Origin of the sequence: Candidatus Neptunochlamydia sp. REUL1, assembly GCF_963457595.1 — a bacterium.
Lineage (GTDB): Bacteria > Chlamydiota > Chlamydiia > Chlamydiales > Simkaniaceae > Neptunichlamydia.
On record NZ_OY735137.1, the window covers coordinates 1,145,756 to 1,158,173 of the forward strand.

Here is a 12,418-nt window from a genome sequence, read left to right on the forward strand (position 1 = left end):
AGATATGCAGTCTTTCCCCAAATTAATTTTACTTATTATTGCGATAGGTTTCTTCAGAGTAGGGAACACAGCTCCGGCTGATCTCCACTGGAACGGATCAACAAATAATAACATGAATACAGCTGCTAATTGGACTCCTGCTCAGATACCTAATGTCAATGGAGAAAATGACACCCTTACCTTTCCAGCAAGCAGTCCGCTAAGTGTTACAAACAATATTCCAGGAACTTTGCTCATTGGAAATATTTTTATAGAGTCTAACCACATGATTTCTGGAAATGCATTTGGAATCAACTCTCCATCTCATGGTTATCTGGGAAATTTTACACTTACATTTTCATCGAATAATGCGGATATCGATGTTCCAGTGAATTTGAATGGGACTTGGTTCATCACAAGTACTGCTACTGGAAACGCAATTAATGGGATAATTACTGGAAGTACACATGGCAACCTCAACTTGGCCAATGGCCGCCTTACATTAGGAGCAAGCAACAATTACAGTGGGGTTCTCACGGTTGGGAATGAACTTTCTCTCATGGGAAAGCCTCCTGCTTACCTTCAGGCAGGTGCGAATAATGCATTTGGGAATATAGGTTTTGATACAGTCGTTACGGTTTCTTCACGTGCAACGCTCGACTTAAATAATTTTAGTACTGGTATAGGAAGTTTGACTGGTCCTACAGGTAGTAAAATACAGCTTGGAACGGGAACGTTAACCGTCAATAAAGGATCTGCTCAAACTCCATTTTATGGAGTCATTTCGGGCACAGGGAATGTTATAGTCAATGCAAACGAGCTAGCCCTTATCGGAAATAATACCTACTCTGGGACTACAACGGTTAAGGGCGGGGGCCATTTAGTTTCTCTAGACACTAATTTAGGAAACACATCGAGTGTGATATTTGGTCCAGGGGGAGGGGGGGTGCTGATTCCTGGAAATGCGTCTCCTTCTAAAAAAAACTATACCTTCAACGATAGTGGAACCATAGGGGTTCCTTCAGGGGCCCATCCACTCACCCTCAATGGAACCTTTAGCGGAAATGCTTCTTTCATTAAAAACGGACCGGGAACCCTCTTGTTTAAAGGGACCAATAGCAATACGGGCAATATCCACCTTTGGGGTGGAGTTTTAAACCTTGAAAGCTTAGGAAGCGCGACAGGATTTACCTTTGATTCTCCTGCTAAAGGATTAGGGACTCTTCAAGTCGGTTCAAGTTCGATATCTACGATTCCTCTGTCTTTTAAGTTTAACAATCCAGGGATCATCGATACAAATGGACACGACATTACTATAAATGGTGCGATTTCTGGAGAGCACTATCTAGTAAAAACCGGGAATGGAAAACTGACTCTTCCTTTCCCTGGAAACAACATAAAAGCCAAAACAAAAATCCATGAAGGGATTTTGAATATCACCCACGATGGCTACCATACAGCAACCCAAACAGTATTTGCAGGATCTGGAACAGGAACAGGAACATTGCAGATTGATGAGAGCTTTACGATTTCTAATGACAAGTCGTTTGATATGCCAATCGTGTTTATGGCTGATGGAACCATCGATACCCAAACATTTCATATGGATATCAAAAATGTCATTGCAGGGTTGCCAACTTATACTTTTAATAAGGTGGGGTCAGGAACCCTGACTTTAATCGGTGCGAATATCTATCAAGGTCCTACTCACGTAAAAGAGGGGACTTTAAAGGCAGGAATTGCGACTGAAAGTAGTGGAGCATTTGGGGTGGGATCAGCAGTCACTGTTGATACAGGAGCCACCCTTGATTTTTCTACGTATGCCAACACAGTCGACAGCCTTGACAACTCGGGAACCGTGAATAGCAGTGCAACGATCAAAGCAGATACATTTACACAAGCTGGAACGGGAACAATAATCCTTGATTTCCCAACCTCGGCAATCTCACCAGCAGGAGAGGTTCAAACCTCAGGTGTAATCACACTGGATGGAACCCTTAATGTAAAAAACTCAGGGGGATTTATTCCCGGTCAAGGAACAGAATTGGTTCTTTTTGAGTCCACAGGTTCTGGTAAACGGCTTAAAGGAACTTTCGCTTCAACATCGATTCATCCCAATTTAGGCTCGATCCATTATGATCATAGCGAGAACAAAGTGTATTTAGGAGCTTCTTCAACAGGGTGTGATGGAACTTGGGAGAACACATCAGATGGAACTTGGGCGACGGCAGGGAACTGGGTTTCCTGTGTTCCAGGTCTTAGTGGGGTGACCGCTGACCAAGACACAGCCACATTTGGAAATCTTCATTCTGCCCCTCATAATGTCACTGTTACCTTAGCGAACTCAGAAGGCAATGCCCCTCAAACCGTCACCCTTCACGATTTAGAATTCAATTCAAGTGTTATTTCGTATTCGATTAATCAGTATATGGGCGGTGGAAAGATCGTTCTTGACTCGGCGCCTTCTTCTTCGAAACCAAAAATCACTATATTTAGCGGCAACCATAAGATCGATGCACCGATTACTATTGAAAAAGATGCGAGGTTTTCTCTTCACTCTGAAAGCAACTTGACCTTAGGCTTAAATGCGGTAATTACTTCAACTTCAGGAGCGTGGAACTTAAGTGAGGGATCGGGAAACGGAATCTTGACCAATCATGGAAACATCACTCCCTCAAGTATTCTCATTGAAGGAAATACCGTGAATAATGAGGGGACCATTTACCCATCTGGTGCTTTAGCAATCAGCGGCCTGGGCGGCACTAATGGCGTAACAGTAAACAATAATATGACCTTAACTGCCGGTTCTATATTTACCCTTGGGAATAGTTCTGGAGATAGCACTTTGAATAATAATGCCGGAACCGTCAGTTCTATAGGAGCTTTCACAATGGGTGGAAGCACAGGAATAGCCACCCTAACCAATAAGGGAATGGTAAAATCTGATTCCACAATGACAATTAATTCTGGAACCATTACCAATCATCCCGATGGGAAGATTGTTTCGAATGATACCTTGAAGATTAATGGAGGCATTATCACCAATCATTCTGGAGGAGTTTTAGGATCTTCCCTTGCAGATTTAGTTTTAAGTGGGGGCACCCTCGAAACCTCAGATGAGGTTCTTGCCAAAAAATATACGCAATCGGGAGGAGTCCTTACACTCGATTTTCCTACCGCTAGCCCTACACTTTATGGGAATATTTTAGCATCAGATATCATTACTGTAGCAAATGAGCTTCATATTCTGAACACAGGAAAAGGGCTCCCGACTTCTCCTTCCCATATTGTGTTATTGCGGACAAGCGATACAACAGCCTCTCAACTTATCAAGGGAAGTTTTAGCTCTGTAACCCTTCCTTCGGGTATTAGTGGAACGATTAAGTATGACCGTAAGGGAGGAGAAATCTTATTAGTCCAAGGGACATGTCATGCAATCTGGGCTCAGACTGCATCTTCCTCTCCTTGGACAATACCAGCTAATTGGGACCCACCATGTGCTCCTGGAGTTGAAAAAACAGGAGAAGACAATAATACTGCAACTTTTCAAGACATCGCAGGAGCTCCATCTCAAATCACTGTGACCTTATTAGGAGCAGGAACCCCTATAGTTCTTGACCAGCTTGTATTTGATGCTGCAAATACAGAGTTTACCATTGAAAATTCCAGTGGTACCGGTATTGAGTTAGATCGCCCTAACGCTTCTACATCTCCTCCTATGATAACTCTTAATCAAGGGCAAGCGACAATTAATGCTCCTATTAAACTCAATAAAGACGCCCGCTTTTCTCTAAGCAATGGAACCCTAACTCTTGGAGAAGATGCAACAATCACTTCTGATCCTGGTGTGCTTTTAGAAATTAGTGAAGGTCATACATCAGGCACTCTGACAAATCGAGGAATGATCACTCCAAGCTCCCTATTAATCGAAGGAAGCACAGTGAATAACTATGGACACATCCTTCCTTCAAGCACCATTGAAATCAAAGATCTTTCAGGGATAGACAGTCCAATTGTAGTCAATAACTTTTCCGAAATGGTTGCTGGAACGTCTTTTACCTTGAGTGGAAATAGTCTTATCTCTAATCACAAAAACATGGTAGCAACAGATGATTTTACAATTGAGTCTGGTCAAGTAATCAATGAATCAGGGGGGCATTTATCTGCAGGAGATGGGAAAACCTTCACTGTAAATGGAGGGATGATTATCAACCGTCATGGGGGATCTTTGGGATCTTCTCATGCTGATCTAATCCTTACCAAGGGGACAATTCATACAGCAGGTCAAGTTCTGGCCCATCAATATACACAACACCCCGCTGCAACATTAGAATTAGATCTTTCACATCTGCCCCATTATGGTCCTGTTGCTATAGATGGTCAGGCAAATTTCGCAGGTTCTTTGATTATAAATGGGTGTGTAGATTGCCCCCTGTCATCTTTTCAAAACCTTGATTTAATTACAGCAAAAGGGGGAATTCCTGACTTATCCCGCTTTTCTACTGTATCTTTTCAAAACTTTTCAAATTCATTAATTGTTGATATTAAATACCTTGAGGATGTAGTCAAGCTGTATGCAAAGCCGGTTGTCCCCTCCCATTTCAGTGGACATCCCCAAATCATCCTTTCAGGAATTAAGCAACATGGGTCGATTATTAGAAGAAAGTGCTTTCAAATCAAAGATCGTACTTTGAAAAAACCTTGCTCTGCTCAGGAAGAAAAGATCCCACTGAGCCACTCTCTGAGTGAAAGAGGGGTCTTAGAAAAAGTGTCGAATACAACCGATACACTGTATACCTTTCATGATACAAGCTCCCAAGAATCAATAGAAAATGCCCAAAGCCTGGCTTTGCATACTTACCATCAATCAAACCAAACCGGTATCGATTTTAACCCAGTAAAAATCTATGCTGGCCCTATAGGAAGTTTTGGTCATTTAAGTACCAATCATGATCAAATTGGACAAAAATATTGCTCTGCAGGGGGAATGCTAGGTGCAGATTATCTTTTTGCAGATGGTAAAAATACACCTGTTGATATTGGTGTAGGAGGACTAATCTTTTATCGAAAACAGTGGGGGGATGGAGAAAAAAATGCAGGGAGCTTTCATAGCGATCTCTTGCAAGGAAGCTTGTATACAGCTTTTCTTCCAAAATTGATGCCTGATGCATCTATAGAAGCTTCTATGAGTGTTGCCTATGTTTGGGACCATTTGAATCGAACGTCAGGTTTTGATGATCAAGATATAGCAAGAAGCAATACAAAGGAGAAAATATTCGATATGTTTTTAGGTATTGAATATCGATTTCACCCATCCACCAACCTTTTACTCGTTCCTTTAATTTATTTACAATACACAGGCAATCATATTGACGGTTATAAAGAAAGTGGTGCAGGCATCTATAACTTAATGACAAAATCGGCGTCCGTTCACTCTCTGAGCTCTATATTTGGAGGAAGAATCCGTTATACTTACCCAGCTTCTTCGTACTCTTTATCCTTTGAGTTTGATGCTGAATGGATAAGAGAATATTTAAATCAAGACCGGCCTGTTGGGTTTACACCTTTTACAATCACCTCTCAACCAACAACAGTCAAAGGTCTTGCCGCTCCCAAAACCAGCATTCTTCTTGGGCTAGATATTACAGCAGAGTGGAAGGATGGATGGGAACTTGAAGCTAGTTGCACCACTCAATTTAATCACATATTTTACGATGTCCTTTTTCAATTAGGAGTAAAAAAGCACTTTTAATCGGAAGTGTAATGCAGTAGGTCTTATTTAGCGTAATTCAGTATCACTGTTCTCCACTTGTTGTCCCAGTCCTTGCTATTTATTGCAGCCCTTATACCATTCGTAAAAAATAAAGTCATAAATTTAATTGGTCTTTTCATATAAGCTGTTTGACTTTAACAGGAGGTGAGTGTTGAGAGGAAGAAAGGCCGCTCAGATAAAAGGACTTGATCAGTACGATTTCGATAAGCTTGCTAAAACAGAGGGGAGTCCAAGAGAAAGGAGGCGGTTTCTGGCATTTGTCCATCTCCAAGAAGGGAAGACGTTTACAGAAACAGCAGCCTTACATTGAAAAGGGCTGACCTCGTCTGGATCTCGGGTCGATCAATTCACCCCAAGGCAGACTTAGAAGCCCAAGAGACTTTTAAAAAAACTTCTCAGAAAAAGTAGTTGAGGCATTGCCAGCAGGAGTAGAAATAGAGTCTGTTGATATTTGGTTCCAAGATGAGGCTAGAGTGGGGCAAAGAGGCACTGTAACCCGTACATGGGCCAATAAAGGAACACGTCCTCGGCTCGCACGTCAGCAGCAATTTGAAGGGAATGACCTAGCAGCTTAACGACAACAAGAGAGTGAAAACTTTCTGCTTGAATGGACTCGGTATTTTTTGTAATACTACCTTTTTCTTCTCTGTGATTGCTAATTTTTATATAGATATGGCGCTAAATCTATTGTCAAATAGAATCATTCTCATAATCGTGCTCACAAATTTCATTACACAGGTGCTAGGTTAAGAAAGGTAGACGTGGATTAGGGTCGTGCTCTCAGTTAGGATCTCTACCGGAGGACAGCTTGCTGGAATGAGGCACGTCCTTCCGATAGGAACAAGGGAGTTTTCCCCTTCAAGGCAGAAAAGCATTGCGCACTGTTCAGGGAGTTTTTGCCACTTTTGAGAAGAGAAAAGCTCCCATTTCTCTACAACAAAATAGGGGGTACGAATCAGCTCAGTCTGTCGGTAGCTTGGAGTTTCATCAATGAGTTTAGGAGGGATGCGAGGATCCTCCGCATCGGTATAGAGGAGCACAGACTTGGCATCATTGATGTGGAGTGGTCGCCCTCGTTCCCAGTCATAGACTCGATAGGTTGTGTGGGAACATTGCTGTATTTCAAAAAGGAGTGTTCCGAACCCTATTGCATGAAGGCGCCCTCCGGGAATTGAGATCATGTCATCGCGCTTTACAGGAAGCATTCTCATGAGAGAAAGAATTTCTTTTGTAGGTAGCTTTTGATCGATTTCTTTAGCTGAGAAATTTTTGCTTAATCCTGCATAGACGACAGCATCTTTTTCTCCATCTATAACGTACCACGATTCAGTCTTCGCTTCGGATCCTTCAGAGGGGTGGACTTGCACACTTAAATTATCCTGAGCACCGATGATTTTTAAGAGGAGGGGAAAGCGGGGATGGTGTGAATCCCTTCCCATCAACTCCTTTTGTTTTTCTAGAAAGAGGGAATGAAGGGAAGTTCCTTTTAGAGGACCATTTTCAATGATGCTCATCCCCTCTTCGTGGTCAGAAATCTCCCACGATTCGGCAATCTTGCCAGGAGGCTCCTTCCGTCCAAATTTCTCAAGGATCTGACGTCCTCCCCAAACGTAGTCCTTATAGACTGGCGTAAACAGTAGTGGATATAACATATCTTCATCTTGTATCAAAACGCTATTTTTGCCATAAGTAAATGATGAGAAATTGGGATTTTCATCACCTAGGAATCCCTACCAAAGAGATTAAGGAAGGGGAATCATATCACCCGAAGTACAAGTTCTACTCCACTCTCTTCAAAACGAATAAAAGGGATGTGTTCGATGTTGGTTAATGTATCGTTGATAAAGGTGAGATGAGCGCTAAAACACTCATCTCACAGACGCTTTAGCGGCTCATCATTTTGTTGTAGACACATCCAATAGCTCCACCTAGAATAGCACCAATAAAGAAACCCCAGATTCCGCCGACGATTCCGCCAACAAATGAAGCATCATAACCGGTATAAAGTGAAGATATTACGCTTACAAACTGATATCCCCATCCAGTCATTGCAATCCATCCCGTAAGAAGGATAGCAAGACCCCAAACAACACCAACTGAAAGTGCTAGGCACTTGCAGCACAGCTTATGTTTTTGAGACTTAGGTGCATTTTTCATTTTTTTCTCCTCGATAAGATCGGGTTAAATAACATACTAACCTATCAATTTTATACATGTTCAATTTCTAAATATATTTCAAATTATTTTTTTGGTTTTCTAGGATTTTATTGATTTAAATTTTAATTTTCTTCATGATTTGTACTCTGTAAATTAGTGCTGAGGAGATTCATTATGAGAGGGTTACTCACTAAATTTTTCATGGTGACATTTGTTTTTCTAGGAGTTGTGAGAGGAGAAGATCTTCAATTGGGATTCCATCTTTCCAATTATCCTCAATCAGATAGGGATTTGGGTCTTGTTCAAAAATTTCTCCTTTTTTCTGCTGAGCAAACATTGGATTACCCTCACTGTTCTTTTGCATATGAGCTTGATGGACAAGCGATTATGAGTGGTCCAGAAGGAATTATTCAACCCTATGTTATTTCTTTTGGAGAAGCGCTTGAAAAAATTATAAGGGAAGGAATCCCGCAGGATCAGTTTGAAGGGTTAAAGAGCCGTTTTGTTTCTTTTTTGGAGGATGCGCTTGCTGAAAAGGAACTTGCAAATGAGATAAAATGGGAAATGGCACAAGATGTTGGTGGGTCCTTAAATCCTATGCAGCGTAAGATGCTCTCTATGATCCCTGATCAAAACCTTTCTTTTCAGCCTGAGATTGCAGTGGTTTCTCTAGGCCATAACCCTCAAGCATACTATCAGCTCAGACTGACAGCAGATGATCAGAGCAATATCTCCAAAATGATCAAGAACTTAGGGGAGTTGGGGTGGTTAGGTCTTTTGAAAAAGAAAAGTGCTATGGAAAAGCTAGGGGATAACATTGTCCCCGTTCATCCGCTAAGGTTTTTGGGGTACGTTGTGTCGAATCACTCTTTAAAGAAGCAGCTTCCTAAGATTATGGGGGATTTTGTTAAAAGGAAGAATTTTTTAAATGGACATGGAAAAAGAATTGGTTTTGCTCAGCGGATGAGCAATGAGGTTAACCATCATAACATGCTGCAATACATTCCAGGATTCGCCCAACAAGTAGGGGTGTCAGAAGCGTCTCTCCAGAAGTATTTTAGTGCTCATGATTGGGAAGGTCTAATAAGGGATTTAATGGGAGATTAAGGTCTATTTAAGGATATATTTAACCGATGCTGGCTTTCGAGTGTGCTGGAAGAAAGTACGGATGACAACTATCAATGAATGTCTCGGGAGTAATGAAGCGAGCTCCTTTCTTGTGTTGCAAGTAAGAAGCATTGCCCATCTCCCAAATAGGCATTCCTTTCCCAAGATTATTAGAGTCCGCAGTGCTATGACGCACCTCAGAGTGAATCCAGATCTGACCCTGAGCAACTGACATCAGTTCCATTGCTGTGAGTCCACCCGAGCGCGTAAAAGTAGCATCGCTCCGATAATAAAGGGCGGAAATCACATCATCATTTTGGAAACACATGGGAATTACAGTCAGATTGTGGGGAAAGGTATGTGTTTTTTGAATGAGATAATGAACCTTTTTTAGTAAGCTATTTTTATGCTGCGTGTGAGAATTGCAAAAGACGAATAGAAGATGATTTTCATCTGCAGCAGTGCGCTTAATGAGCTCAATATAATGTTTTAGATACTTTAGAGTTGCGTCTTCTGTCGGTTGGCTTCCTAGAAGAATGGTAGAGACTTTATCGTCTGTCTCGATGTTAATTGCTATTTTATCGCGATAGATTTCAGAAGTGATGAAGCCTCTTTTAATGGAGTCAGAAACCAGAAACTTTTCTTCGGTAGAGGTGACATGAATTAGGATTTTCATCCGCTCATTGCGATTTCTTACTGTATTTAGATATTGTTTAAATGAGGGACGCAAAGGAAAGCTTTCATAACAGACCTCAGTTTCAGAAAGACCACAGTTTTTTTCCCAAAATCCTTCTACTGTTTGGTTTTCTTTTAATAGGGGAAGTGTAGTGATCAGCTTAATTAGGGAGCGATCTGTTGATGAGAGGAGTTTGATGGGTTTAAAAAAGTGAATCACATTATCTGTTGGAAGCTCTGTGACAATTTTTTCTAGCTTTAGAGGTTTGCCCGTTATCTTTCTTGCTAGTTTTATCGCTTTTATGATGGCAAAGGTCCCGACTGGTTGAGTATCAACAATTTGATCAACACCTTCCTTTAGCAAAACATATAGAGTACGGAGAAAAATAAATGTGCCAAAAACGATATCTGCTGTAGGAACATTTTTCTGCAAAAACATCAGAAACTTGACATTTCCCCGTTTCTGAGAAGAATTCCAAAGATACACAAACCCTTTTCCAAGGCGTTTACTTGCCATGTCTATAAGAATATCTTTTTGGATAATTTCAGTATTAGGGTTTTCTGAAAGAGCCTTTACGGCTTGTGCTTTTGCAGCTTGAATATGTCCTCCTCCTCCAGAAGAGGTGATGAGGAGGAGCTTGTTGCGTTTCATTGCCAAAGGGGGTGCCATGCATTATCCTACTTAATCGGCATCCTAGAAAACCTTTTAAAAAAAAGGAACCATTATCTTAGATAGTGTCGTTAAATAATCTCCGTTGCTTTTGATAACACTATCTAGACAGACTTAATTCTTCATTGAAAGTAAGAATTCTGCGTTTGAATTTGTTTTCTTTAACCGGTTCAGTAGCATATTCATTGCATCAAGGGATGTTAAGTCAGCAAGTGCTTGACGAAGGAGGTAAATTTTTTCAAGCTCATCAGGGTGATAAAGGAGATCTTCTTTTCGGGTTCCTGAGCGAACAACATCAATTGCAGGATAGACGCGTCGATCAGCAAGGCGCCTATCAAGGACGAGTTCCATATTACCCGTACCCTTGAACTCCTCAAAAATCACCTCATCCATTCTAGACCCTGTATCGACAAGAGCGGTAGCGATAATTGTTAGTGAGCCCCCATGTTCGATATTTCGCGCTGCACCAAAGAATCGTTTGGGTTTATGGAGGGATTGTGCATCGACACCACCTGTCAGAATTTTTCCGGAGTGTGGTTGGACTGTATTATAGGCACGGGCAAGACGTGTAATGGAGTCAAGAAGGATGACAACATCTTGACCGTTCTCGACGAGTGAACGGGCTTTTTCTATGACCATCTCTGCGACTTGAACATGGCGCTCTGGGGGCTCATCGAAGGTTGAAGAAACGACCTCGCCTTTAACCATCCTTTGCATGTCAGTGACTTCCTCAGGGCGTTCATCAATGAGAAGAACAATGAGGTTTGCCTCGGGATGATTTGCTGCAATTGAATTAGCAATATTTTGCATCAGGATTGTTTTTCCTGACTTTGGGGGAGCTACAATGAGGCCTCTTTGTCCTTTCCCAATTGGAGAGCTAAGATCAAGCACGCGCATTGCGAGTTTGTCTTTTCCCGTTTCCATAACAAAGCGCTCTGTTGGAAAAAGAGGGGTTAAGTTATTAAAGAGGATTCGTTCTTTTGATTTTTCGGGGCTTTTCCCGTTGATTTTGTCCACTTTTTGAAGAGCAAAATACTTTTCCTTTTCCTTTGGAGCACGGAGTGTTCCATAGATTGTGTCCCCTTTTTTGAGATCAAAGCGGCGGATTTGGGCGGGAGAGACATAAATATCTTCAGCGGAAGGAAGGTAGTTATAGTTAGGAGAGCGAAGAAAGCCAAATCCATCAGGAAGGACTTCTAATACTCCTTCACCGACAAGAATTTCGTCAGGCATCGCGGATTTCAATTTGACAACTTCGAATACCATTTGTGACTTGGTTAAAGATCCAATGTTTTCAAGACCAATATTTTTCGCATAAATGGCTAGCTGATCGATATTCATCTGTTGAAGGTCAGCAATTTTGGTAATCGTGGGATTTTTAGAGTGCTTTTGTCCGGGATGTTTTTTAGGAGGGTGGATGGGTTTTTCTTTTTTGGTCGCTTGGTTTTGGTCTGTATCTTCGCTCATTGAGAGTCTATCTCCTTCATCAATTCAAGTACTTTTTGTTTTAAGTCTTCGACCGTACCATCATTTTCGATGACATAGTCTGCATGTTTAGCTTTTTTTTTTGGATCCCATTGACGAGCATTCCTCTTGAGGAAACTATTCTTTGTAAATCCTGCTTGGATAAAGCGTTTAATTGCCTTATCGCTATTGCTGACAACAGCAACAACGAGATCAAAATCTTTATCTTTGCCGATTTCCTGAACGAGAGGAAGTTCGACGACAAAATAGCTACCTTTTCCTTCCGTTTCCACTTTCTTGAACTCTTCATCAATACGTTTAAGAAGAAGAGGGTGAAGGAGAGACTCCAGGGCTTTTAACTTATTTTCATCGCTAAAAATGATGTCTGCTACTTTCTTCCGATCAATCTTCTTATCTGTTACCACTTTTGATCCAAAGAGAGAAATGACTTGCTCAATACATGAAGGATCATTTGCTAGAAATTGATGGATAATTGTATCAGAACTAAGTGTGGATGCTCCGTGATCTTTTAGAATGCGGCAAACCGTGGACTTTCCTGTTGCAACGTTGCCTGTTATCGCTATTTTCTTCAA

The 12,418-nt window shown here is 41.4% G+C and carries 10 protein-coding genes; 5 read left to right on the forward strand and 5 right to left on the reverse strand.

The features are described 5' to 3' along the window. The first annotated feature begins 4 nt into the window (after nt 1–4). The 4 genes from R2I63_RS06310 (at nt 5) to R2I63_RS06320 (ending at nt 6,327) form a co-directional block, all read left to right on the forward strand. On the forward strand, nt 5–5,731 hold the full coding sequence (locus R2I63_RS06310; protein WP_316355912.1) for an autotransporter domain-containing protein: 5,727 nt from the start codon (nt 5–7) through the stop codon (nt 5,729–5,731). Nucleotides 5,732–5,900: 169 nt separating this feature from the next. Then, complete coding sequence (locus R2I63_RS06315) at nt 5,901–6,062, forward strand: hypothetical protein (protein WP_316355913.1); 162 nt, start codon at nt 5,901–5,903, stop codon at nt 6,060–6,062. Further along, nucleotides 6,059–6,160 (forward strand): winged helix-turn-helix domain-containing protein, encoded by a 102-nt coding sequence (locus R2I63_RS10660; protein WP_445083633.1) that lies wholly within the window; start codon nt 6,059–6,061, stop codon nt 6,158–6,160. The genes R2I63_RS06315 and R2I63_RS10660 overlap by 4 nt, the downstream gene beginning before the upstream one ends. Nucleotides 6,161–6,168: 8 nt before the next feature. Further along, entirely contained in the window at nt 6,169–6,327 is a 159-nt protein-coding gene (locus R2I63_RS06320; protein ID WP_445083634.1) for a hypothetical protein, read from the forward strand. Between the two features lie 171 nt (nt 6,328–6,498). On the opposite strand, the gene R2I63_RS06325 is transcribed toward R2I63_RS06320, so the two are convergent. Together R2I63_RS06325 and R2I63_RS06330 are read right to left on the reverse strand one after the other, a co-directional pair. Further along, complete coding sequence (locus R2I63_RS06325; RefSeq protein WP_316355915.1) at nt 6,499–7,404, reverse strand: type I phosphomannose isomerase catalytic subunit; 906 nt, start codon at nt 7,402–7,404, stop codon at nt 6,499–6,501. Between the two features lie 232 nt (nt 7,405–7,636). Next, the gene (locus R2I63_RS06330; protein WP_316355916.1) at nt 7,637–7,909 is read right to left on the reverse strand and encodes a hypothetical protein; all 273 of its coding nucleotides are present in this window, start codon (nt 7,907–7,909) and stop codon (nt 7,637–7,639) included. Between the two features lie 228 nt (nt 7,910–8,137). On the opposite strand from R2I63_RS06330, the gene R2I63_RS06335 reads away from it, so the two are divergent. After that, nucleotides 8,138–9,016 carry a hypothetical protein gene (locus R2I63_RS06335; RefSeq protein WP_316355918.1) on the forward strand — a complete coding sequence of 293 codons (879 nt, stop codon included), beginning with the start codon at nt 8,138–8,140 and terminating at the stop codon, nt 9,014–9,016. A 19-nt stretch (nt 9,017–9,035) separates the two neighbouring features. Here R2I63_RS06335 and R2I63_RS06340 read toward each other — a convergent pair whose 3' ends face one another. The 3 genes from R2I63_RS06340 to coaE form a co-directional block, all read right to left on the reverse strand. After that, nucleotides 9,036–10,361, reverse strand: coding sequence for a hypothetical protein (locus tag R2I63_RS06340; RefSeq protein ID WP_316355920.1), 1,326 nt, complete (start codon nt 10,359–10,361; stop codon nt 9,036–9,038). Between the two features lie 114 nt (nt 10,362–10,475). Continuing rightward, nucleotides 10,476–11,702 carry a transcription termination factor Rho gene (gene rho / locus R2I63_RS06345; protein ID WP_445083678.1) on the reverse strand — a complete coding sequence of 409 codons (1,227 nt, stop codon included), beginning with the start codon at nt 11,700–11,702 and terminating at the stop codon, nt 10,476–10,478. 122 nt (nt 11,703–11,824) lie between these two features. Continuing rightward, complete coding sequence (gene coaE, locus R2I63_RS06350) at nt 11,825–12,418, reverse strand: dephospho-CoA kinase (protein WP_316355922.1); 594 nt, start codon at nt 12,416–12,418, stop codon at nt 11,825–11,827.

Coding starts and splice junctions, on each gene's coding strand:
- R2I63_RS06340 (WP_316355920.1), bottom strand. CDS start 10,361: ATGGCACCCCCTTTGGCAATGAAACGCAACAAGCTCCTCCTCATCACC.
- rho (WP_445083678.1), bottom strand. CDS start 11,702: ATGAATATCGATCAGCTAGCCATTTATGCGAAAAATATTGGTCTTGAA.
- R2I63_RS06330 (WP_316355916.1), bottom strand. CDS start 7,909: ATGAAAAATGCACCTAAGTCTCAAAAACATAAGCTGTGCTGCAAGTGC.
- R2I63_RS06325 (WP_316355915.1), bottom strand. CDS start 7,404: ATGTTATATCCACTACTGTTTACGCCAGTCTATAAGGACTACGTTTGG.
- R2I63_RS06310 (WP_316355912.1), top strand. CDS start 5: ATGCAGTCTTTCCCCAAATTAATTTTACTTATTATTGCGATAGGTTTC.